Annotated in this window: 20 protein-coding genes and 1 other annotated feature (1 of these 21 cut by a window edge); of the genes, 6 read left to right on the forward strand and 14 right to left on the reverse strand. The window is 38.4% G+C overall.

Annotated elements, in window-relative coordinates; all coding sequences use genetic code 11:
• Nucleotides 1-171, reverse strand: a binding site (T-box leader); it reaches 56 nt to the left of the window's first position.
• 207 nt (nt 172-378) lie between these two features.
• Nucleotides 379-3,300: a transglycosylase domain-containing protein gene (locus tag AN957_RS21040; RefSeq protein WP_056686023.1), complete on the forward strand. Its 2,922-nt coding sequence runs from the start codon at nt 379-381 to the stop codon at nt 3,298-3,300.
• A 74-nt stretch (nt 3,301-3,374) separates the two neighbouring features.
• On the opposite strand, the gene acsA is transcribed toward AN957_RS21040, so the two are convergent.
• The gene (acsA, locus tag AN957_RS21045) at nt 3,375-5,093 is read right to left on the reverse strand and encodes an acetate--CoA ligase (RefSeq protein ID WP_053477327.1); all 1,719 of its coding nucleotides are present in this window, start codon (nt 5,091-5,093) and stop codon (nt 3,375-3,377) included.
• Between the two features lie 304 nt (nt 5,094-5,397).
• On the opposite strand from acsA, the gene AN957_RS21050 reads away from it, so the two are divergent.
• Genes AN957_RS21050 through AN957_RS21060 form a run of 3 tightly spaced genes read left to right on the forward strand, consistent with a single transcriptional unit; the run spans nt 5,398 to nt 7,881 of the window.
• Nucleotides 5,398-6,030, forward strand: coding sequence for a GNAT family N-acetyltransferase (locus AN957_RS21050; RefSeq protein ID WP_053477328.1), 633 nt, complete (start codon nt 5,398-5,400; stop codon nt 6,028-6,030).
• Nucleotides 6,031-6,064: 34 nt separating this feature from the next.
• Nucleotides 6,065-6,712, forward strand: a complete 648-nt coding sequence (locus tag AN957_RS21055) for an acetoin utilization AcuB family protein (RefSeq protein ID WP_053477329.1) — start codon at nt 6,065-6,067, stop codon at nt 6,710-6,712.
• A complete protein-coding gene (locus AN957_RS21060) occupies nt 6,709-7,881 on the forward strand; it encodes an acetoin utilization protein AcuC (RefSeq protein ID WP_053477330.1) in 1,173 nt (390 codons plus the stop codon). The genes AN957_RS21055 and AN957_RS21060 overlap by 4 nt, the downstream gene beginning before the upstream one ends.
• A gap of 178 nt (nt 7,882-8,059) precedes the next feature.
• On the opposite strand, the gene motS is transcribed toward AN957_RS21060, so the two are convergent.
• The 4 genes from motS to AN957_RS21080 all read right to left on the reverse strand — a co-directional run bounded on the left by motS (nt 8,060) and on the right by AN957_RS21080 (nt 11,948).
• Nucleotides 8,060-8,803 carry a flagellar motor protein MotS gene (gene motS, locus AN957_RS21065; protein ID WP_379999238.1) on the reverse strand — a complete coding sequence of 248 codons (744 nt, stop codon included), beginning with the start codon at nt 8,801-8,803 and terminating at the stop codon, nt 8,060-8,062.
• A complete protein-coding gene (gene motP, locus AN957_RS21070) occupies nt 8,790-9,608 on the reverse strand; it encodes a flagellar motor protein MotP (RefSeq protein WP_053477331.1) in 819 nt (272 codons plus the stop codon). The genes motS and motP overlap by 14 nt, the downstream gene beginning before the upstream one ends.
• A 47-nt stretch (nt 9,609-9,655) precedes the next feature.
• Complete coding sequence (gene ccpA, locus AN957_RS21075) at nt 9,656-10,654, reverse strand: catabolite control protein A (RefSeq protein WP_053477332.1); 999 nt, start codon at nt 10,652-10,654, stop codon at nt 9,656-9,658.
• Nucleotides 10,655-10,874: 220 nt separating this feature from the next.
• Complete coding sequence (locus AN957_RS21080; RefSeq protein WP_053477333.1) at nt 10,875-11,948, reverse strand: bifunctional 3-deoxy-7-phosphoheptulonate synthase/chorismate mutase; 1,074 nt, start codon at nt 11,946-11,948, stop codon at nt 10,875-10,877.
• A gap of 294 nt (nt 11,949-12,242) precedes the next feature.
• On the opposite strand from AN957_RS21080, the gene AN957_RS21085 reads away from it, so the two are divergent.
• Nucleotides 12,243-14,408, forward strand: coding sequence for a cell division protein FtsA (locus tag AN957_RS21085; protein ID WP_053477334.1), 2,166 nt, complete (start codon nt 12,243-12,245; stop codon nt 14,406-14,408).
• Nucleotides 14,409-14,426: 18 nt separating this feature from the next.
• Here AN957_RS21085 and ytxJ read toward each other — a convergent pair whose 3' ends face one another.
• The 3 genes from ytxJ to AN957_RS21100 all read right to left on the reverse strand — a co-directional run bounded on the left by ytxJ (nt 14,427) and on the right by AN957_RS21100 (nt 15,790).
• The gene (gene ytxJ, locus AN957_RS21090; RefSeq protein WP_379999350.1) at nt 14,427-14,747 is read right to left on the reverse strand and encodes a bacillithiol system redox-active protein YtxJ; all 321 of its coding nucleotides are present in this window, start codon (nt 14,745-14,747) and stop codon (nt 14,427-14,429) included.
• Nucleotides 14,748-14,826: 79 nt separating this feature from the next.
• Nucleotides 14,827-15,297, reverse strand: a complete 471-nt coding sequence (locus AN957_RS21095; protein ID WP_053477336.1) for a YtxH domain-containing protein — start codon at nt 15,295-15,297, stop codon at nt 14,827-14,829.
• A gap of 16 nt (nt 15,298-15,313) precedes the next feature.
• Nucleotides 15,314-15,790, reverse strand: a complete 477-nt coding sequence (locus tag AN957_RS21100; protein ID WP_056686026.1) for a DUF948 domain-containing protein — start codon at nt 15,788-15,790, stop codon at nt 15,314-15,316.
• 233 nt (nt 15,791-16,023) lie between these two features.
• Here AN957_RS21100 and AN957_RS21105 point away from each other — a divergent pair, with 233 nt between their 5' ends.
• Nucleotides 16,024-17,139: an aminopeptidase gene (locus AN957_RS21105; protein WP_056686029.1), complete on the forward strand. Its 1,116-nt coding sequence runs from the start codon at nt 16,024-16,026 to the stop codon at nt 17,137-17,139.
• A gap of 52 nt (nt 17,140-17,191) precedes the next feature.
• On the opposite strand, the gene murC is transcribed toward AN957_RS21105, so the two are convergent.
• From murC to AN957_RS21135, 6 genes are all read right to left on the reverse strand, one after another.
• On the reverse strand, nt 17,192-18,487 hold the full coding sequence (murC, locus tag AN957_RS21110) for a UDP-N-acetylmuramate--L-alanine ligase (RefSeq protein ID WP_056686032.1): 1,296 nt from the start codon (nt 18,485-18,487) through the stop codon (nt 17,192-17,194).
• A gap of 484 nt (nt 18,488-18,971) precedes the next feature.
• Nucleotides 18,972-20,069 (reverse strand): nicotinate phosphoribosyltransferase, encoded by a 1,098-nt coding sequence (locus tag AN957_RS21115; protein ID WP_056686035.1) that lies wholly within the window; start codon nt 20,067-20,069, stop codon nt 18,972-18,974.
• Between the two features lie 74 nt (nt 20,070-20,143).
• A complete protein-coding gene (locus AN957_RS21120) occupies nt 20,144-22,465 on the reverse strand; it encodes a DNA translocase FtsK (protein WP_053477341.1) in 2,322 nt (773 codons plus the stop codon).
• A 151-nt stretch (nt 22,466-22,616) separates the two neighbouring features.
• Entirely contained in the window at nt 22,617-23,417 is an 801-nt protein-coding gene (locus AN957_RS21125; protein WP_053477342.1) for a DUF1444 domain-containing protein, read from the reverse strand.
• Nucleotides 23,418-23,632: 215 nt separating this feature from the next.
• Nucleotides 23,633-23,950 (reverse strand): thioredoxin family protein, encoded by a 318-nt coding sequence (locus AN957_RS21130; RefSeq protein ID WP_053477343.1) that lies wholly within the window; start codon nt 23,948-23,950, stop codon nt 23,633-23,635.
• Nucleotides 23,951-24,086: 136 nt separating this feature from the next.
• On the reverse strand, nt 24,087-24,593 hold the full coding sequence (locus tag AN957_RS21135) for a hypothetical protein (protein ID WP_053477610.1): 507 nt from the start codon (nt 24,591-24,593) through the stop codon (nt 24,087-24,089).
• Between the last annotated feature and the right edge of the window lie 56 nt (nt 24,594-24,649).

Raw genomic sequence — 24,649 nt, forward strand, 5'->3', positions numbered from 1 at the left:
TCCACTCTTACATGATAACGGATTACCGTCCACTGCTACTATTGCGAATGCAAGTTGACAGTGAAAGCTCAGGGAGGTAATTCATCCTTCTACATGTACTGACTCGCAGCAGCCGTCAGCTTTCTGAAACAGAGATAGAAGCACTACTTAGAATCCCGTCAATGCTTATAAAATATTTTTTTAGGATATAGCATCATTTTTATCATATACACCAATCAAATGTCAACATGAGTAACAATGAAATATACTTAAATATTGAAACTTAACACTCATTTCTTTCGACAAAGAAAAGAAGGGAATTTCTGAAAAAAAGCGAACCTTGAGATAATAGTATGCCAGTTTATGCTATAATGTATGTGATTTTAGGGGGATGATTGAATGAAAGAAAACCGGAACCTTTTGGATAAATTGAAATCATGGCTTTCTATTTTTACAAATAAAAAAACGACGAAGGGTGCCAGCATTACCTTACAAGTAACATGGAATCTTGTCTTGTTATTCATTATCTTAATCGTTCTTGGGGGATCGTTTGCTGGCGGCGTTGGTGCTGGCTATTTTGCCTCTCTCGTGAAAGATGAGCAAATACGGCCATATGAAAACATGAAAAAGGATATTTACAACTATGAAGAAACATCCGAATTATATTTTTCTGATAATGTATATCTCGGTAAGCTTCGGACCGATTTAGAGCGTGAAGAAGTCAAACTAGAAGATGTTTCCCAGCACATCATTGATGCTGTCATCGCTACGGAAGATGAATATTTTTATGAGCATGATGGCGTCGTGCCTAAAGCTATTATGCGTGCCATTTTCCAAGAAGTTACAAATTCCTCTGTCCAATCTGGAGGAAGTACGCTCACACAGCAATTAATTAAGAATCAATTGTTAACAAATGAAGTATCTTTTGAACGGAAAGCGAAGGAAATCCTGCTTGCTCTTCGTCTTGAAAAATTCTTTGATAAGAAAGAAATTTTAGAAGCCTACTTAAATGTTTCAACATTCGGAAGAAACTCCTCTGGCAGAAACATTGCTGGTGTCCAGTCAGCATCAAAAGGGTTATTTGGCGTGAATGCAAAGGAATTAAACCTTCCACAAGCGGCGTTTATTGCAGGTCTTCCGCAAAGTCCATTCGGTTATACCCCTTATACACAAGGGGGAGAACTAAAGTCCCCAGAAGGGATGGAGCCTGGATTAACAAGGATGAAAACCGTTCTGCAAAGAATGTTTGATGATGGAAGAATAGATCAGAAACAATATAATGAGGCAGTTGCCTATGATATTACGAAGGATTTCATCCCACGTGTTGAAAGTTCAGTTGAAAAATATCCATATTTAACAATGGAAATCGAAAAACGTGCAGTAGAAGTAATGTCTCTTATTTTAGCGGAAAAAGATGGCTATGATGAAGTGGATTTAAACGAGGATAGTGAGCTTAAAAATGAGTACAAAATTCTCGCTGACCGAAATTTAAGGCAGAATGGCTATCAAATTCATACGACGATAAACAAGGAAATATATGATGCCATGCAAGCGGCTAAAGATAGCTATCAATACTATGGCAGTGATAAAGTAGAAATGGTCAAAGATCCAGAAACCGGAGAAACGAAAGAAGTAATTGAACCTGTTCAACTTGGTGCGGTTCTGATTGAAAACAGTACCGGAAAGATCCTTTCTTTTGTTGGAGGAAGAGATTATGAAACAAAGCAGCTAAACCATGCTACTGATACATTAAGACCGAACGGTTCGACAATGAAACCATTAGTTGTTTATGCTCCCGCTCTGGAGCTTGGTGCTGTTGCACCAGGGACAGTCATACCTGATGTCCCTGTGTACCTTAATCCTGCTAAGCCGGGTGTTCCTTATCCGACCAACTATGATAAGCGTTACAGCGGATTAGTGTCAGCCCGCCATGCATTAAAGATGTCTTATAATGTACCAGCCATGCTGACGTACAAAACAATTATGAATCAACGTCCAGCACAATATCTAGAGAAAATGGGTTTCACATCCGTTATAGAAAGCGACTATCAAAATCCTTCTCTCGCTCTTGGAGGGATAACAAACGGTGTCACTGTTGAAGAAAACGTCAATGCTTTCGGTACATTTGCCAATGGCGGAAAATTTATTGATAGTTATATCATTGAAAAAATCGTTGATAATTCCGGAAATATTCTTTATCAGCATGAGGCAAAACCAGTTGAAGTATTTAGCCCACAAACCGCTTGGTTAACCATTGATATGATGAGAGATGTTGTGAAAAGCGGGACAGCTAATTCGTTAAAAAGCCGGTTAAAGTTCAGCTCAGATTGGGCTGGAAAAACTGGAACAGGCCAGGATTTAAAGGATACTTGGTTTGTAGCTGTCAATCCAAACGTTAGCTTCGGTGTCTGGACTGGATATGATACACCAAAGGCATTAGAGCTTCGTTACAAAGGGATTCACCATAGTCCGCGTACTATTTATTTATGGGCACACTTAATGAATGCTGCTTATGATGTAGCCCCAAGTATAGTGGACCCTGAAAAACAATTCCAAATGCCTGGAGGAATCGTCCGCAGATCCTATTGTGCAGCATCTGGTCTTCTTCCAACAGATGCTTGTTCAAAAGCCGGTCTCGTTGAATCAGATTGGTATAACGCAAAATTTGTCCCTTCCGGCTCTGATGACAGCTTTGCGGATGGAAGATATGTTCAAATAGGGGAAAATCGCTATATGGCATTGGCGAGTACTCCTGAAGAGTTTACATCCTCTGGCGTTTTATTAAGTCCAAAATACTTTGAGGATAAATATGGAATCCCAATAAAGGATACGACAAAATTAATACCTAGATTAGACAGATGGGGAAATCTTCTTGTTGCAGAGTCAAAGCTATCGGAAAATGGTAAAAATCCTGGTGCACCAAGTATCAGCGGAAAAGATTCCCTTATTACATGGAGCAAACACCCTGAAGGAGATGTAATCGGATACCGTGTCTACCAAAAGACAGAAGGCGGAGCAAAGAAAGTAAGCAGTATTTCCGCTGGGCATTCGTTATCATTTAGTGCAGCGAATGGCGAATATTATATAACTGCAGTTGATATTGCAGGCAAAGAATCTCCTCCATCCAATATCATTCAGCTTGGAAAGCCGCCAGAAAAAGAACAAGAGGTAACTACACCTCCAGTAGAGGAAAAACCAAAGGATCCCTCTGGTGAAGGCGAGAATAAAAATCCTGATGGTTCCGGCACGGCGCCTGGTGATGGTGATGAAAATGGAGATCATGAGGAAGGCACAGAGCCTCCTCCTCCGAAAAACGAATAATCTTTTAAGAGGAATAAATGAAAAAGAACCGGACCATTTTGGTCGCGGTTCTTTTTATATTTATTCACAATTAATTAGTCTTCCATTGTCGAAAGATCGCCAGTCGGAAGATCCAGCTCCCATGCCTTTAATACCCGGCGCATTATCTTTCCACTTCTTGTTTTTGGCAGTTTATCACGAAATTCAATTTCGCGTGGTGCAGCATGGGCTGCAAGCCCTTTTTTCACAAATTGGCGAATATCCTCAATTAATTCCTCCGATGGTTCATGACCATCCAGCAACGCAATAAATGCTTTAATAATTTCTCCTCTTACAGGGTCTGGCTTGCCGATGACACCAGCCTCTGCAACAGCTGGATGCTCCAGCAGCTTACTTTCTACTTCAAATGGGCCAACCCGCTCACCTGAGGTCATAATAACATCATCTACCCGTCCCTGGAACCAGAAATAGCCTGCTTCATCCATGTAGGCAGAATCACCAGAGACATACCAATCACCAGGCATGAAGTAAGATTCATATTTTTGTTTATTATTCCAGATCGTATGCATCATCGCTGGCCAGCCCTTTTTAATAGCTAAGTTTCCCATGCGATATGGAGGCAGCTCATTCCCTTGATCATCCACAATTGCAGCAACTACTCCAGGAATTGGTTTCCCCATAGATCCAGGTTTAATTTCCAGACATGGATAATTACAGATTAACAGCCCGCCAGTTTCTGTCATCCACCATGTATCATGAATTCTTAAATGGAATACCTTCATCCCCCATTTAACGACCTCTGGATTCAGTGGCTCCCCGACACTCACAACATGTCGAAGAGTGCTCAGATCGAATCTCTTAACGATTTCATCTCCAGCACCCATTAGCATTCTAAATGCAGTAGGCGCACTATACCAGACGGAAACACCATATTCTTCAATCATTTTATACCATGATTCGGGATTAAATCTTCCCCCGATAATTACATTTGATGCTCCCGCTAACCATGGCCCAAACATCCCATAGGATGTGCCGGTAACCCAACCCGGATCGGCTGTACACCAGTAAATATCATCCTCTTGTAAATCGAGCACCCATTTGGCTGTTTGATAATGCTGAATCATTGCATTATGAACGTGAAGAACCCCTTTTGGCTTTCCTGTGGAGCCAGAAGTATAATGAAGAATAAGACCATCTGTCCGCTCTACCCACTCAATTGAAAGCTTATTGCTTGCTTCTGCAGATCGTTTATTAAAATCTACATATGGTCCGTCCTCAACAATATTTTCTCCTACTAGGAAAATAGTTTTTAATGATGGAAGCTCATCGACAGGAACACGCTTTAATAGATCTGGTGTCGTGATCAGAACCTTTGCTTCACTATCCTCTAATCTGTCACGTACAGCTCCCTCCATGAATGCTTCAAATAATGGCCCTACAATTGCACCAAGCTTTATTGCGCCTAAAGCAGCAAAATACAACTCTGGGGAACGAGGCATAAAGATAAAGACCCTATCTCCTTTTTCGACATCTCCATATGCTTTCAAAGCATTTCCTGCTTTATTCGAAAACTCCTTCATTTCTTTAAACGTATATTTTTCTTTCCTTAAGCCGTCCCTGAAATAAAGGGCAATCTTATTTTTTCTGTAGGTTTCTGCATGCCGGTCAATTGCCTCATAGGCCATATTGACACGGCCCGTTTTATTCCAAGAAAATTCTTTCTCAACAACCTTCCAATCAAAGTTGTTGTACAGATCATCATAATTTTTAAGATTATAGTCCCCTTTAGTTGCTGGCAACGCTTCCACTTTCATAAAAAAATCCCCCTTTAAATAAAAATAAAACTTCAGCCCTTCCCATTTCATATGTAAGAAAGAATATTCAAGAGTAAGCAGGGCGCTCTTGCATTTCTTAATTGTTTACTATTATAGTATAAGTTCAATCAATTCTCAATTTTAAAAATATTGTCTCGCCAATTTTTTATTAACTTAGTAGAATAGATCCATAATTGTCACAAAAAAATCTGAATACAATGGAAAATCATTTGAAAGCGCTTAAAAATACAAGATATTATGTATAATAGAATTACTCATAATCATATTTATAGGCGGTGTATAAATGGAACATCGAAAAACGTATAATGCGAAAGAAATTAAGACTCCAAGGGGACCAGTGCTTATCGAAGGTCCTATCTCACCTGAAAAATTAATGGGATACGAGTTTCATAAAGATTTAACAGCTTTTCGTCCATCAGAACAGCAAAAAAAAGCACTTATTGAAATTGCCGGTCTTCCTGAAGGAAGAATAATTGTTGCTCGAAGCAGAGATATGATTATCGGTTACGTTACTTATGTGTACCCTGATCCACTAGAAAGATGGTCTGAGGGGCAAATGGAAAATTTAATTGAGCTAGGGGCAATTGAGGTCATACCTGAGTTCAGAGGATCTGGAACAGGTAAAAACTTATTGAAGGTTTCTATGATGGATGACGCAATGGAAGATTATATTACCATCACTACCGAATATTATTGGCACTGGGACCTAAAAGGCACAGGGTTAAATGTATGGGAATACCGAAAAATAATGGAGAAAATGATGAATGCTGGCGGTCTTGTTTGGTATGCAACAGATGATCCTGAGATCAGTTCACATCCCGCTAATTGTTTAATGGCCAAAATTGGCAAAAGAGTCGATTTAGACTCCGTTCAGCGGTTTGACCGTCTCCGTTTCATGAACCGATTTATGTACTAGATTTACAATCATTTTTAGAATGGAGGGGTCGTAAGTGATTGTTGAAGAAATTATGAAGAAGGACGTTATTTCATTATTTGAGAATGATAGTATAGCAGATGCTATTCGATTAATGGGTGAGAAGAAAATTCGTCACCTTCCAATTATAAATATTGAACAACATTTAGTTGGCCTAGTCACAGATAGAGATATTCGTGATGCAACACCGTCCATATTTGAAACAGAGAAGTTTAAAGCTGGATTACAAAATCCACTGAAAATGATCATGAAAACTGATGTAATTACCGGGCACCCGCTTGACTTTGTTGAAGAAATCTCCGCCATTATATATGAGCATCGGATTGGCTGCCTGCCTATAATAAACAATAAAAAATTAATTGGGATAGTAACAGAAACAGATTTGCTTCGAACGTTAGTTGAATTGACTGGAGCACACCAGCCAGGATCTCAAATTGAGGTACGTGTTCCAAACAAAACAGGAATGCTCCATGAAATTTCATCTGTAATTAGGAATAAAAATGCAAATATTCAAAGTGTCCTCGTCTACCCTGATAAAAGTGATGAAAAATATAAAATTATTGTCATAAGACTTCAAACAATGAACCCTCTTTCATTAATAGAGGATTTAAAAAATGCTGGTCTTCAAGTTCTATGGCCCAATTATCCAGGGATGTCATCATGATGCAGGATTCAGTTTTTATTTATTCAGAGGATTTGCTGAGCTACAAATTCAATACAAATCATCCCTTTAATCAAATAAGAATCAAATTAACACTTGATTTGCTTCAACATTTGCAAGCTATTCGGGACGATCATCTCATACCTCCGCGTCCTGCGACAGACGACGAGCTGGAATTAATTCATGACCCTAGATATATTCATGCAGTCAAGCTCGCAGGAAGCGGCCAGCTGTCTGCTGAACAAGCAGATAATTATGGACTTGGCACAGAAGATGTTCCAATTTTTCAAAATATGCATGAAGCTAGTTCATTACTCGTAGGAGGAACACTAACGGCAGTTGACTTGGTAATGAACGGGCATGCAAGACATGCCCTACATTTAGGCGGCGGTCTGCACCATGGTTTTCGAGGGAAGGCATCCGGCTTTTGTGTGTACAATGACAGTTCAGTTGCTATTAAGTATATGCAAGAAAAATATAAAGCAAGAGTGCTCTATATCGATACAGATGCCCATCATGGAGATGGTGTCCAGTGGTCCTTTTATGATGATCCGAATGTTTGTACACTTTCCATCCATGAAACCGGCAGATATTTATTTCCTGGGACCGGAAATGTAAATGAAAGAGGACAGGGAAAAGGATACGGATATTCTTTTAATATTCCGCTAGATGCATTTACTGAAGATGAATCTTGGCTTGATGTATATCGCACATCCATTAGGGAGGTAGCTGAATTTTTCAAACCCGATGTCATCCTTACTCAAAACGGTGCTGATTCACATTTTCATGATCCCCTTACCCATTTATCAGCAACTATGAACATTTATCGTGAAATTCCAAAGTTGGCTCATGAAATTGCCCATCAGTATTGCGATGGAAGATGGATAGCTGTTGGAGGAGGCGGCTATGACATATGGCGTGTCGTTCCAAGAGCTTGGGCACTAATCTGGCTAGAAATGACTGAAAACTCAAATTGTTATGGCAGTTTGCCATCCGAATGGATCAATGGATGGCAGGATCAAGCACCTATCCCGCTTCCAGTAAGCTGGGATGATCCGGAAGATATGTACAAGCCGATTCCTCGCAAATTAGAAATAACCGAAAAAAATAAACAAACATTAGATAAAGCACTGTACCCAATTAGGAATCAGAAAAAAACAGAATCGATATAAGAAAAGCGCAAGCGCCTTGATCATCGCCGTACAAACTGGAAGGACCGCGACTGAGATAAAGGAAACACGGTAAGCGAAAGCGAACCGATGTTGACTTATCGCAGGGAGGGGGCCTGAAGTTTGATAGGCGATAGGCGCTGGAGCTAGACAATAAAAAGGACCGCATTGGTCCTTTTTATTATGAAGCTAGATCATCTTCACTATATTTTGGATCTGAAATAATTATTTCTACCCGGCGATTTTTCTGACGATTTTCCGGACTATCATTAGAAATAACTGGTCTTGTATCCGCATAGCCAACTGCAATAAATCGGCGGCTATCAAGCTGATGATTAGCTATCAGATAATTTATTACACTGCTGGCACGTGCAGCTGAAAGCTCCCAATTGGATGGATATCTAAAAGAACTCATTGGAATATCATCTGTATGGCCTTCTACCTTAACTAAATTAGGCAGCTTCACCAAAAGCTCGCCTACTTTAGTTAAAAAGGCATGTGAATCCCCAAGAAGGGTCGCTTGCCCCGGATCAAATAGAACCTGCTCTTGCAATACAAGTACGACTCCACGTTCCGTCCGGTTGGCAATAATTACATCCTCCAAGCCATTTTTGTCCAGGTAGTTTTGTACTTCAGTTAATAAATTCTGTAAGGATTCCTCGGACATATCTTTCTCTTCATTATTCTCCGGCAATTCCGTCTCCACGGCAGCTGGGTTTTCCAGCGGGATCATTGAAGGGTAGAAGTCAAAAAAATGCTCCTGGAATGATTCAGTAATTGCTTTAAACTTAATCATATCAATTTGGGACATTGAAAACAGCAAAATAAAGAAAACTAATATGAGTGTAACTAAATCAGAGAATGTGACCATCCAGGCCGGGGCGCCTTTCGCTTGCCCAGCTGTCCTTCTCTTAAGCTTCATCATTCAGAGCCTCCCCTGAATTCATAGCTTGAATCGCTTCTTTTCTCTCTTTAGAGGATAGAAAGGCACTTAATTTCTCTTCTAATAGTTTAGGATTCTGGCCAGATTGCACGCCGATAACTCCTTCAATAATGATTTGCTTAAAAAATACCTCTTGTTCTGTCTTTAAAGCAAGCTTAGAAGCTAACGGCAGGAAAAATAAATTAGCTAACAATGTTCCATATAAAGTAGTTAATAAAGCAATTGCCATATTAGGTCCTAAAGAGGATGGATCATTCAGACTTTTTAACATAAGGACTAGTCCAATCAGTGTTCCGATCATCCCCCATGCAGGAGCATATTCCCCAGCCTTTTCAAGTATACTTCTACCTTTTCTATGTCTTTCTTCCATAGCCACTATTTCTGCATTCATAATATCGTTAATAACATCTGGCTCAATTCCATCAACTGCAAGTAAAATCCCCTTGCGTATGAAAGGATCATTAACCTCATCCAATTGTGTCTCTAAAGATAATAATCCCTCTCGCCGTGCACGGTCAGATAGATGAACAAATGTCTTAATTAATCCGCTTAAGTTTTGCTCATTATGTGAAAAGCCATGCCTAATGACAGTGAACATATGCTTCATATCCTTTAACGGGAAGCTGACAAGCAGTCCAGCGAGTAGACCGCCCACTACAATTAACATAGAAGCAGGGTCAATAAACGAAAGAAATCCACTCATTCCACCGTTTGTAATAACCCCAAAAATAAGCATCCCCAAACCAACGATTAAACCAATAGGTGTTAACGCATCAAACCTTTTCATATTCCCTCTCCCGATCATTTAAAAATAATGTGTTATCTGCTTTTTTATTATTTAGTTGAGTTTCGCTGTTCGATTCGATGAGGAAGAACAATAATATGATCAGAGATTTCTTCTTTATTCATTAATTTTGTAAGGAGTCTCATTGCAACTGCACCAATATCGTATAAAGGCTGCACAACAGTAGTGAGCTGTGGTCTTACCATTAATGATAAACGAGTATTATCCGAACTAATTACTTCAAAATCCTCGGGGATTTTGAAGCCTCTATCCTCTGCTCCATGAACAACGCCTAAGGCCATTTCATCCGATCCTGAAAAGATCGCAGTTGGTTTCTTACTTTGTTCAAGAAGCTTTTCAAATACTTCTATTCCGGAATCATATGTATAATCCCCTTCTACCACGAAGTCTTCATTGTATTCAATTCCGGCTTCAGCAAGTGCCCGTTTATATCCTGCTAATTTTTTATCCCGGTTAATTGGCTCTACTAAGGGACCGATAGCGATTGCAATTTCCTTATGTCCCTTTTCGATAAAGGAATGAATCGCATCAAATGTGGCTTGTTCGTAGTTAATATTTACTGACGGGATTTTCTCACTTTCTTCAATAGAACCTGCAAGTACAATCGGTACAGGAGATTTTTCAAATTCCTCAACAAGTTCTGGAGTAATATTTCCTCCCATAAAAACAATTCCATCCACTTGTTTTCCAAGCATTGTATTTAATAAATGCAGTTCTTTATCCAAGTTTTGATCTGAATTGCTAAGAATAATATTATATTTGTACATTGTTGCGATATCTTCAATTCCTCTGGCAAGCTCAGCAAAAAATGTACTTGAAATATCCGGAATAATTACACCTACAGTTGTTGTTTTTTTACTGGCAAGACCGCGAGCAACAGCATTTGGACGATAACCTAGTTTTTCAATTACCTCCAATACTTTCTTTCGGGTAGCTGGCTTCACGTTAGGATTCCCATTAACAACCCTTGAAACAGTTGCCATTGATACATTGGCTTCTCTTGCCACATCATATATTGTTACATTCATAAATTTTCACTCCTTATTCTAATAACGATCCATATGGTTTATCATAGTTTACTGCAAGCTGCAGCAACCTACTCATTCTCTTGGAATCTGATTAAAAATATATGTATAATTATGTATTCAATCATACGACAGTAATTGACAAGCCGCAATGTAAAGACTTGTTTTTTTATAAAAAATACACAATAAAAAGCCTTCTACACGATGCAGAAGGCTTTCACTATTAAACTCTGGCAAAGGCGAATGATCGAAGTTCGTTCATAAATTCATCAAATTGCTTTAAATCCATTTGTTGTGCATTATCTGATAACGCTACTGCTGGATCCGGATGAACCTCAGCCATTACTCCATCAGCACCAATTGCTAAAGCTGCCTTAGCTGTAGGGAGAAGCAAGTCTCTTCTTCCAGTAGAATGCGTGACATCAACCAATACTGGTAAATGGGTTTCTTTCTTCAAAATTGGGACAGCAGAAATATCTAGTGTATTTCTTGTTGCACGTTCATACGTTCGAATTCCACGTTCACAAAGAATAATTTGTCCATTGCCTTGAGCCATAATATACTCAGCCGCATTTATGAACTCTTCAATTGTAGCAGAAATCCCCCGTTTTAAAAGGATTGGCTTATTTACTGCTCCGGCTGCCTTCAACAGTTCAAAGTTTTGCATGTTTCTTGCGCCTATTTGAATGACATCTAGATAGTCCACTGCTACTTCAATGTCAGCAGGGCTAACAATCTCACTAATAACAGCTAGGTCAAACTCATCGCCAATTCTTTTTAATATTTTTAAGCCTTCTAATCCAAGACCTTGGAAATCATAAGGAGATGTTCTAGGTTTAAAGGCTCCTCCACGTAAAAGCTTAAGCCCCTTTGCTCTTACAGCATTTGCAACAGTCGCTACTTGTTCATAGGATTCCACCGCACATGGACCAAAGACTAAATGAGGTTTCCCATCACCTATTCTTTCTCCTTTAAGTTCAACAATCGTGTTTTCAGGTTTCTTTTTTCTAGAAACTAATAGAGCTTTGCGGTGATCATCCTCTTGAAGCTCTAATCCAGCTTTGAAAATTTCCTTAAATACATGTTCAATGGTTGAGTTTTCAAATGGCCCATCATTATGCTCCTTAATCTGATCAAGCATTTTTCTCTCACGGACAGGATCATAACGATAAACCCCCTGTGTTTCCTTCGCCTTTCCAATTTCCTGAACAAGCTTGGCTCTTTCATTAATTAATGATAAAAGCTGTAGGTTTAGTTCGTCCACACGATTACGTAGTTGATCAAGTTCCTTACTCATTACAATCCCTTCCTTTCCATTTTTAAATGTTGAGTCAGAAAAAGAGTGTTACTTTGATAATTGTCTAGTGCAAGCACCTATCGCTAATCAAACTTCAAGTCTCCTCCAGTTTATACAGCGATGATTAAGGCGCTTACGCTTTTCTTCTTTATCGACCCGATATTATATGTTACATTTTAAATAATTAGAGTTATTATATATGAATTATCTGAGTATGTCACTAATAATTTCTTTATCAATTAAACGCTTTTAAGCAATAAAGTAACAAATGAACTATGAAGAAGGTGTTTTCCTTTGCAAAAACATAAAAAGCTTTTCGCATTAGATATTGGCACACGTTCTGTGATTGGTATTATCTTAGAAGAACAGGATGGGCACTACCATGTTGTAGACAGTTTAGTTAAAGAGCATACAGAACGAGCAATGCTAGATGGACAAATACATGATGTCCTATCCGTATCAAAGATCATTTCTGAAATTAAACAACAGCTCGAGGAAAAACACGGTCCACTTAAAAAAGTTTGTGTTGCTGCTGCCGGCAGAGCGTTAAAAACAGAACGTTCAAAAGTAACGATCGATATTAATGGCAAACCGCTTATTAAGAACCAGGATATTCTCCACCTTGAACTTTCGGCAGTCCAACAAGCTCAATCTGTTGTCGCAGAGAAACATGAGTCCGAACAAACCTATTATTATTATTGTGTTGGCTATTCTGTTCTTTATTACCGTCTCGATGGCGAAGAGATCGGCAATTTAATCGATCAGCAAGGGAAAGAAGCTTCAGTTGAAATTATTGCTACATTCTTGCCAAAGGTTGTTGTTGAATCGCTGCTATCAGCCCTTCACAGAGCCGGTCTTGAAATGGAAGCATTAACACTTGAGCCAATTGCAGCTATTCATGTATTAATTCCTCCTTCTATGCGCCGACTAAATGTTGCATTAGTTGATATTGGTGCTGGGACATCGGATATTGCCATAACAGATCTAGGAACAGTCATTGCTTATGGAATGGTTCCTGTTGCTGGTGACGAAATAACTGAAGCAATTAGCGACCAATTGCTCTTAGATTTCCCCTTTGCAGAGGAAGCGAAAAGAGAATTATATAAGAATGATACAATAACAGTTACAGATATACTAGGATTTGAAACTGAAGTGAGAAAAGAAGATCTTGTGTCACAAATTTCCCCTGTACTTGATCGGCTTGCCTCTTCTATTTGCAATGAAATATTCGAATTGAACAATAACAAACCCCCTAAAGCAGTTATGCTCGTCGGCGGCGGCAGTCTCACTCCCGAACTGCCAAAAAGGGTCGCTGAGAAACTAAATCTCCCTGAAAACAGGGTTGCAATTAGGGGAATCGATGCCATTCGCTCATTAACAATCGCTGATCATATTGCTCAAGGACCAGAGCTTGTAACACCAATCGGGATCGCCATCGCTGCGCATCACTCACCTGTTCAATACAAAACGGTTTATGTGAATGAACAGCCTGTCCGATTATTCGAAGTCAAAAAACTGACTGTAGGTGATTGTCTGCTTGCTGCTGGAATAAAGATGAATAAGCTATATGGAAAACCAGGCTTAGCTCTTATTGTTACTTTAAATGGGCAAAATATTACCATTCCTGGCGGTCATGGGGATGCACCAGTCATACTGCTTAATGGGCAAGTTAGTTCTTTAGACAGCGAAATCGAAAATGGAGACCAGCTCCATATTGAAAAAGGGAAGGATGGCCAGAGGGCAGAATTACAAATAAAAGATTTAATCGATGAAATTCCAAAAAGAGAAGTAATGATAAACGAAAACGATTATTCGATAGAAGCGATCATTACCTGTAATAGAAAGGTTGTTTCAGCTGACAACTTTGTTGAAGATCGTGATGTAATTGAATGCAAAATTCCAGAGTCGATTGAAGACCTGCTTACCTCACTAAATTTACATGAATATATAATAGAGTCTCGACCATTCAGAGTGAAAATAAATGAAAAAGAAACATTTATCCCATCGTTCTCAGGCAAGGTTTATCGAAATGGCATAGAGGTTAAGCTACATAACAGCTATGAGCATAAAGACCATATTATCATAGAGAAAAAAATGATGCCAACAATTAAGGAATTAGCTGAAGTAAAACAAATTATGCTGTCACATACGATTCCCATCTCATTTAATGGGGAAAACATCCATCTTCACAAGCCTATTTCTATCATTAGAAGAAATAATACGATTCTGGCAGAAAATGATCCCATCCAGGATGGAGATCATATTGTAATTGAGCATCGTAAGCTAGAACCTTTCCTATTTCAGGATTTATTTGGTCATGTCGATATTGAAATGCCCGCACAGGCTAATGGGAACTTTGTTTTATTAAAAAACGGGGAACAGGCAACATTTCATAGCAGGCTTGAGCCAGGGGATGACCTGACAATTGTCTGGCCATCTAAACAAAAAACATCCATTTAAAAAAATGGATGTTTTTTGTTATTCATTTTCCTTCATTGCTTTTGCTAGTGAATCATTTGTAATTTTCCAATGAGATGCATGCCAAACCGGTTCACTCTTTTTAAAGAGAATCGCTTGCGGTGATTCATGTTTAATCTGAAAGCTTTCAGCAATATGATTGGAAAGAGGACGATCCTCTTGTACAACAAGATAATACGTCTTTACCTTCATATTTTCATTTGCAAATGTTTCATATTCCTCATAAGCAGCCTGGCTAATTGGACATGTCGAGCTATGCTTGAAGAGAAGAAACAAATCCTCTTCTCCAATTTTCTTATCGAATGCTGCATTTTCATTTATTCTTTCCACTGTAATCCCTCCGTTACAAATAACGGTGAAGCTCACTTACCACTTCACCGTTTCTAATACAAATTTCCATTTATTGACGAACCTTTTCCTCTGTTTCGTCGAAAGCTTTCTTCGTTTCTTCCAGTCTCTTTTGAATTTCAGAGTCATGTGCAGGCAAAGGGATATGTCCTGTATTCCTTTCCTCAGCATGAGCCTGCGATTCATCTCCAGCCTTCAAATTCTTTACCTTATTCATGATTTCTGCACTCTGCTTGGAGACTGTATTTGTAATGGCACTTGTTTTTTCCTTTGCTGCACTTGCCAATTCTGTTCCCTTCGCAACTGCAGTTTCACGTATTTGACCTGTTTTTGCTTTCAGAACAATCGCCTGATCGTTCATATTACTTCTTAATTCTTTACCAGATTTAGGCGCCAGGAAAAGTGCTGTGGCAGCACCGACGATCCCACCGATTAAAGCGCCAATCAAAAAATCTTTTGTGTTTATACTTTCTTCTGATTTCAACTGATTTTGATCATTTTGGATTCGTTCTTGACTACCCATATTCATTACTCCTCCTTTAGTTTCTTCCTCTAACCCTTTTCTTCTGAAGGACTTGTTCGTCCTCCACTATAGACTTTTCGTTTTGTTTTCTCATTTTCCATTTATCCTTCATTTCGAGAAAAATCTGACTCCACTGAACCACTGCAGCAATCTTGTCCTTATTTTCTTCAAATTGACTATTCACAGAGGTAGTGACCTTTTGGATCGAACCATTAAAACTGCGAACGGTATCTCCTACATCTTTAACCGCAACAACTACACTATTCAAGCTTTTTGACTTATGCTGTATATCCTCTGCAAGTGCATTGGTTTTATGTAAAAGTTCGGTTGTTTCTCTTGTTACCCCATCTAATTGTTTTTCTAACCCTACTAATGTCTTCGACACACTATCTAGTGTTACCTGTAAAGATTTTAATGTTTTAGATAAATAAATAACAAGAATTAAAAATGCAATCGCAATAACCGCTATACTCAAATATAATATAATTTGCAATAAAAGCACCTCCAAATGGAATATTACTACTATCTTTCTACCCTATTTCGTTCGACATAAACCTTTTTTTCCTTAATACATTTCCATACTACCGTGCACATACCTTCTTTTGCTTTCGACATTTTCCATTACAAATATAAATTTATCATATCTGAAGGGTTTAAATAAACAAAAATGGTTATTTCGGGTACAATAGTATGGTGACATACTAATACTTATTCGGAGGGATAACAATGAAAGATCCTCGAATTGAAACACTCGCAAAAAATTTAATAAACTATTCAGTGCGCCTGCAAAAGGGTGAAAAGGTTCTTATTGAAAACTTTGGGCTGCAAAGAGAGCTTGTAACAGCGCTAGTTAAAGAAGCATATGCGGCTGGCGGCTATCCATTTGTTTCACTGAAAGATCATCAAGTGGACCGTGCTCTATTATTAGGAGCACAGGAAGAACAATTTAATATGATGGCAGATTTTGAAGCAAATGTAATGAGTAAAATGGATGCATACATAGGTCTTAGATCAGGCGATAACATTAATGAGCATGCGGATGTGCCAGATGAAAAAATGAGAATTCAAGGTTCAACGATTGGCAGAAAAGTCCACAGTGACATTCGCGTACCAAAAACCAAATGGGTTGTTCTTAGATACCCAAATTCTTCAATGGCACAGCTGGCTAAGATGAGTACTGAAGCTTTCGAAGATTTCTACTTCAAAGTATGTAATCTTGACTATGGCAAAATGGATCAAGCAATGGACAATCTAGTTGAATTAATGAACAATACTGACAAAGTTAAAATCACAGGGCCTGGAACAGACTTAACATTCTCAATCAAGGATATTCCAGCAATTAAATGCTCGGGGCAAATGAATATACCTGACGGAGAGGTTTACACGGCACCTGTTCGTGATTCGGTGAATGGAGTGATCACATATAATACTCCTTCTCCATATCAAGGCTTCACATTTGAAAATGTGAAATTAACCTTTAAGGATGGAAAGATTGTTGAAGCAGTAGCAAATGATAGTAAAAGAATTAATAAAATATTCAATACAGATGAAGGTGCCCGTTATATTGGCGAATTCGCCATTGGCGTAAATCCTTTTATCCAACATCCAATGCAGGATATCCTATTCGATGAAAAAATTGATGGCAGCTTCCACTTTACTCCAGGCCAGGCATATGATGATGCATATAATGGAAACAAATCAAATATTCATTGGGATATGGTCAATATTCAGCGCCCTGATTATGGCGGCGGTGAAATCTATTTTGACGATCGCCTTATCCGTAAGGACGGCCGTTTCGTTATCCCAGAGCTAGAGGCACTAAATCCTGAGAACCTTAAATAATGAAATGCACGTGTACAAAAAAAGATGCAGCTTAATTTAGCTGCATCTTTTTTTAAAGCTGTTTTTCATAGGCTTCCTGAAACTTCTGAATATCTCCTGCCCCCATAAAAATAATAACGGCATTATCATATGTTTTTAAAATAGCTGTTTCTTCTTCTAGCAAAATTTCCGCATTAGGAACTTTTGCTTTTAAATCCTCAATGGAAAGCTGTCCATGAACTTCCCGTGCAGACCCGAAGATTTCACATAGATAAACTTTATCCGCTAAATTTAAACTATCAGCAAAATCATCAAGGAAGGTTTGTGTTCTTGTAAATGTATGTGGCTGAAAAACACTAACAATCTCACGTTCAGGATACTTTTGTCTGGCCGCATCGATTGTCGCTTTAATTTCTGTCGGATGGTGTGCATAATCATCTATGATAACTTGCGTTCCAATCTCTTTTTCAGAAAATCTTCTTTTTACCCCTTCAAAAGATTGAAGATATTCCTGAACAATGCGTGAATCGATTTCCTCATAGTGACAAATAGCAATGACTGCCAGTGAATTTAGGATGTTATGATCCCCAAAGGAACGAATGGAGAACGTTTCGAAAAAAGTATTTCTAACAAAAACATCAAATGTTGTTCCTTCTGTTGTTTTCACGATATTCCGTGCTTGAAAATCATTTTCCTCACCAAATCCATAAAAAAGGACGGGGACTTTTGCTTGAATTTTTTGCAGATGTTCATCATCTCCACATGCAAAAATACCCTTATTTACTTGCCATGACATTTCCTGGAAAGCCGAAAATACATCGTCAATATTAGCAAAGTAATCTGGGTGATCAAAATCAATATTTGTCATAATTGCATAATCAGGGAAATATGACAAGAAATGTCTTCTATATTCGCATGCCTCGAAAACGAAATACTCCGCGTTCTCTTCTCCTCTTCCTGTACCGTCTCCAATAAGGAATGAAGTTGGCTTAGCACCTTTCATTACATGTGCAAGCAAGCCTGTAGTTGACGTTTTCCCGTGTGCACCAGTGATGGCGATACTCGTAAAGTTATTCATAAAGTCACCTAGAAAGCGATGGTAACGTATAATTGGCAAGCCTATCTTCATCGCTTCTTGTATTTCTTCATGAGTATCCGGAAAGGCATTCCCGGCAATAATCGTCATACCTGGCTGTATATTCTCCTTTTGAAAGGGAAGGATCTTTATTCCAGATTGCTCAAGGGCGAGTTGAGTAAAGAAATGTTTTTCATAGTCTGAGCCTTGAACCTGAAAATTCATATCATGGAGAACTTGAGCCAAGGCACTCATTCCAGACCCCTTAATACCTACGAAATGGTAAATAGTCATAAAAAGAACCTCCAACCATCGTATATCTGTAAAACAGTATATGACATTTATCTAGTTTTGCGCACATCCCAATCTAGGACATGCTTTTTAAGCAGAACAAATTTAAAAGAACAATAAAGTGAAACTTCAATCAGTGGGGGTTTTCTTCATCCCCCACTAATTGATAGTTGAACCAATCACGCTCAGAAACGCCACGTCCTGTGGCCTTCGCCTGACTAGGACATCCTGTCCGTCGTCGGGTATTTACGGGCTGTTGATCCCCCACTTAGAATTTTTGTTCCCACAACTTCTTAAAGTAGGGGTCTTACAGCCCGTTAATCTGCGATAAATTATCCAATTAAAATTCATATTCAAATATTATACCATTATTTATCGTTAATAACTATGTAATAAAAAGGATTAAAAAGTAATCCTTTTTTACTTTCAAGTAAAAGCTAGGAACAATCCACTTGTTGATTGTTCCTATACCTGCTGTTTTTTCTATTTATTCCACTTTTTCTAGTCTTGGGTTTGGACGGTACCGCCTGCCTGCTTTAGCTGCATGTTTTCCATTAATTAATACATTATCACCTGTAAACCCAATATTAATCTTCAACAAACTGCTTCCAACACCATAGGTATCAACTGGGACACCATTTTCCTCAAATTCTTGAATTCGTGATTCATTAAATCCGCCACTTACAACAATTTTCACATGGGTAAATCCTTCTTTATCCAAAGCATTTCTAAGGGCGAATACTAATTCTGCATTTACACCCCTAGGGTCAAACGTCCCTAGCAGATGCTGATTTCGTAAGAAGTATTGATCGATCAATGTCCGTGAAGTATCTAAGCGCACTCCCTTTAAATCCTTACCAAATGTTCTCGCAACCTTAAGAGAATCCGTAATTACATCATTATTGTAATCAACTAAAGCAACTAGGTCATCTTCAGGGAAGGTTTCTTGATAGGCTTTCGTAGCAGCTACAATATCTCCATTGAATAGTTGGATAAGTGCATGAGGCATCGTTCCCATGCCTTGTTTTCCCCACCACTCATTCATTGCATGAGTTGCTTGTGCTGTTGCCCCTCCAATATGGGCTGCATATCCATCCCCCGCCTGAGTAATATAGTGATCGTCGCGGTCACCCATGAAAATCACTTGCTTCTGCTTTCCTGAAGCACTCGCCGCCTTAACGACGTTGTATACGTTTGTTGCGACAGACGTCCGTCTCGAAAGAATCCCGTCAATGACCCCTTCGAGGTAGCCAAACGTTTGATATTGACCTGTAATGGTTAATACTGTTTCGAATGGTGATATTTTGTCGCCATCCTTTAAAGAATATATTTCAAGTTCATCCGGATTATCAGCAAAAGTTTTAAGAAGTGCAATAACTTCATCTGTCCCGCATAATACTGCATGATTTTTTTGAAAAAACTGCATCGTGACAATGTTATCCTTCTTATATTTATTCACGATCTCTCTCGTCTTTAAAAAATATACAGCGGAAAACCAGCCGTCTTTCACACGCTCATCGAATTTAAATGTCTGGTTTGTAAGACGTTTGATTTCCCCTTGAAGTTTTAACTCAATTTCTTTCATTTCTAAAAGCTCCTCAGTAAATAACAAATATTTATTCTTAGTATTTTAAACATGCAAGTAAAGAATACCATGGATTAATTTATTGTACTAGTACCTTGGACTGATTCAAGATCAGCTTCAGTAATTAGAACATCACGCGGCTTGCTTCCGCGTGCTTCAGAGATCATTCCTTGTTTTTCCATCATATCGATTAACCGTGCTGCTCGATTATAGCCGATTTTAAACCTTCTTTGCAGACTTGAGGTCGAGGCTGAGCCTTGATCCACAACAAATTCACAGGCTTCATAAAAAAGCTCATCCTCTTCTTCAATCATTTGTGCCTTTTTCAATAATTCTTCCTGTTCAAATAAATATTCAGGCTCTCTTTCTTTTCTAACATGTGCAACGACATCGTCGATTTCATTATCAGACACATAAGTACCCTGCAGACGAACAGGTTTAGAGCTGCCATTTTCCAAAAATAACATATCTCCTCGGCCAAGCAATTTTTCAGCTCCGCTTATATCAATAATCGTCCGTGAATCAATTTGTGATGATACAGAAAAAGCAATTCTAGTTGGAACATTTGCTTTGATTAAGCCTGTAATTACATCAACGGATGGTCTTTGTGTAGCGATGATCAAATGAATGCCACATGCCCTTGCCTTTTGTGCAATTCGGCAAATGGCTTCCTCCACATCTGCTGGTGACATCATCATTAAATCTGCAAGCTCATCAATAATAATAACCATGAATGGAAGCTTATCAGCATAGCGTTTGTGTTCCATTGCCAGTTCATTAAAGCGGTTGATATCCCTTACACCTGCATGAGCAAATAACTCATAGCGCCGTTCCATTTCTTCGACAGCCCATTTTAAGGCAGCAGTTGCAGCTTTCACATCTGTAATAACCGGACTAACTAAATGGGGGATGCGGTTATACGGTGCTAATTCAACCATTTTTGGATCTATGAGGATTAACTTTAATTCATCAGGCGTTGCCTTATATAAAAGGCTGACTAAAATGGAATTGATACAAACACTTTTTCCTGAGCCTGTTGCTCCTGCAATTAATCCATGAGGCATTTTACGTAAGTCTGTTACAATTGGATTGCCGGCAATATCTAAACCAAGTACTGCTGTTAAAGGCGAAGCACTATCACGAAATTCAGGACTATTAATAATTTCACTTATATATACAGGTCTGCTTTTCTTATTTGGCACTTCAATTCCAATTGTATGCTTGCCAGGAATTGGGGCTTCAATCCTAATGTCCCTTGCAGCAAGGCTTAACTTAATATCATCTGAAAGATTTGTGATTTTGTTCACCTTTACACCAGGTTCAGGCTGGACTTCATACCTCGTTACGGATGGTCCTTGCGTAATATTAACTACTTTCGCATGAACATTAAAGTTTTTTAACGTAGAATTCAATAACTGCTCCTGTTCTTGTATCCATTCAAATGATTCCTCCTGATAGATAGGAGCAGTAAGCAGTGTTCTTGATGGAAATTCATAATAGGAAATTTCTTCATTCTGACTGATCGGTTGATCCTGAATCATTGGTTTATCGACAGGCAGAACCGGAGCTTCCTTCGGTACAAAAGGCCGTTTAGCTTCTAAACCAGATTTGAAAGGAGTTAATTTTTCAGTAAGATTTTTTTTATCTTGGTTTAACATGATTACATTAAATGGAATATGCTTTCTTGCTGAAGAAACTGGTTCCGGTTCTTCGTCAATGCTCTCTTGACTTTCGAGGAATTGACTACTATCGTCTGTCACTTCCTCCGATTCTTCAGCAAATTCAACTTCTCTAGAAATAGGATAGATCTCTTCCATAGCTAGCTCAGGCTCTTCCAATAATGTTTCCACATGAACTTCCTCATGATTTGAAAAAGGATCTATTTTATTTTCAGCTGCATCCTGTGGATGAATAGATCGATCATTTGTTTCACATACATCTATTTCTTCTACTACATATGCTTCTTCCATTTTAGGAGCATCGCTTAATTCGTACTCAATTGGTTCTAGGTTCTCATGTTCCGCAAGTCTAGTTTTCATTTTTGGGCGGTCAAATCCGTATATCGGAGAAGGAATTTCTGTTGGTCGAAATGGGCCTCTCTTTTTTACAGGTTCTTCCTTCTCTTTCGTCTTTTTAGACGGTGGATTAGGGGTAGGGAAGGATTGTTGTTCTGCTCGTTTTTTCAACGGCTCTCTTTTATTTGCCTGTCTAACTCTTGGCTCTCTATTCTTTGGCTCATCAGGAATTAACGGGAAGCGAAATTGACCTTTTGGATATTGATACACGATTTTTGCATCAATCTCTTTTGGCGTTTCATATTGTCTGTTTACATGCTCGTAATCCACGTATTCTTGACTTTCATCTTCTTTATATTCTTCTTCCTCATTCTTAAACATTTGAAAAAACTTCTTAAACAAACTCAATGTATACCAACTCTTTCTTTCATTCTATCTATCTTATTTTAGCAGTATTTCGCGAAATTTGGAGAAAAAAAAGAAATAAGACAAAAAGGACCACTTGGAGTGATCCTCTTATAAGTATTTGTATTTATTTTTTTCGATTTTTCCCGAGGATAAAAATTGGTTCGAATGATCCATTTTCATAGACAAAGGATAATGCCGTAATCGGCACACGTCCGCTTGCAAAAAAGCTCATTGTTAACTCAGCAAGAATATCATACCCAGTCTCATTCTTAATATCAGCAATGATTAATACATCCTGATGAGGAACAGCTACTGCCATGGAACCTTCAATTTTCTGCTCCATCTTTTTAATAAATGGCTCGTTTAATATTCTGCTCGCATCATAGCCGTCATTTTTATTTAGAAAGTAATACGTATTGCCTGCAACCTCATCACTTTTCATTTCAGTAGAAAGAGAGCGTACATTAAATAATGCCGTTTCCTTGATTCTTTCGGGAACCCAGCCTTCTTTTTCTATGAGTTTCCTATCGATTAGCCGGTAAGTTGTGCCTAAATCAAGCGCATAATAGATTCTAGTTTCCGCTGTATGTTCATCAAATAAGAAGGGTACCCCTTCTTCAGATTCAGATGGAAATGAGGTTGAACGGATAACTGGAAAGATGTTTTTCTCCTGCCCTGAAAGCTGAATATCTCCTTCCATCGCTTGAAGTCCTTCTTCTACATAATAAACCACTTCATCAATCGCCTTTTCCTTTTGTAATTCCCATTTGGCGATGATTCCTGGCAGAGATATCGTAATCCCTTTACCTGTTTGTTTATTTTCAATCCTCAGTTCATCTTTCTTCTTGTCGAAAGAAAAGGATCGATTGGAATTTGTTAATCGTTTTTCTAATTCCTTCTTCATTTTTATACTATCCATTTTCATATAAGTCCCTCCTTAAAGGAGCTATTTCAACTTTATTGTATTTAAAGAAGACTCGCCGATTGGCGAGCCCTGAAAAGGCAAAGACAGAGGCGTAGTTGCGCTTATACTTAATTCCTGAAATTTTCCGCTACGTCGAATAGACTTCCAGCTGAAAATTTATACATTTTTTTAACGTGTGACCCCCACATTTGAAAGGATAGGAGATTTAACGAATCTTATTTGCTTAGGCCATCAATAAAATTCTCAATTTCTTCTTGGGTTTTACGATCCTTGCTGACAAAGCGTCCAGTTTCCTGCCCATCTTTAAAGCCAATAAAGCTTGGGATTCCAAATACCTCAAGCTGAATACACAAATCAATAAACTGATCCCGATCAACATAAATAAACGTGTATTCTTGATATTTTGCTTCAATTTCTGGCAAAATCGGTTCAATGATGCGGCAATCCGGACACCAATCTGCGGAAAACATAAAGATATGTTTTCCATTGTCTTTTAATTGTTCAAACTGCTCCATTGATTCAAGCTTTTTCATATTTCCTTCCTCCTATTTGGACAGTTTTATCTTCAAATAACATCCATCCTATTTTCCTCATCTATTCTGATCATAACAAAATTCTAAATCAATGAAAATAAATAAAGCGAAAGGAGTGTGACCCCTTCGCTTTATTTTATTTCATCGTAACAGAATTTACAATTTCACTCATAATTGCGGCATCAGATGTTAATTGTTTTGTTTTTGATTGTGAAGTAATTTTTACACCGCCGACACCAATAGTCATTTCATTCATATTTTTATCCGTATTCTTAATTAGTAAAAACCCAAAATGCTGATCTTTTTCATAAATTTCGTTTAAATCATATTTTTTTTGCTTCATTGTCGCTTCATATACCACTTTACTTTCTGGACCCTCATGCTGATTATAGAAAAGAATATAGGTTTTTGAGCCATTTTTTAAGATGATATTATTAGGCGATGTTTCTTTCACTTCTACACCAAAAGGCAGATAAAACGCAATATCTTCATTTTTGTTGTTAGTTTCTGTTGGTGTACCTTTGAATGCCTCATTTACAGCATCCTTAGCAGCTTTTTGCTCTTCTTTTAAAGAAGCAGAACAAGCACTTAGCAGTAAAACGACAGTAAATAAGAGCAAGGCAGCTTTTGATATGTTTCTCATACTATTTTCCTCCTTGCTGGGAAATCCATCATCCTTTTCTATCATACATTTCTTCC

This window comes from Cytobacillus solani (assembly GCF_001420595.1).
Lineage (GTDB): Bacteria > Bacillota > Bacilli > Bacillales > Cytobacillaceae > Cytobacillus > Cytobacillus solani.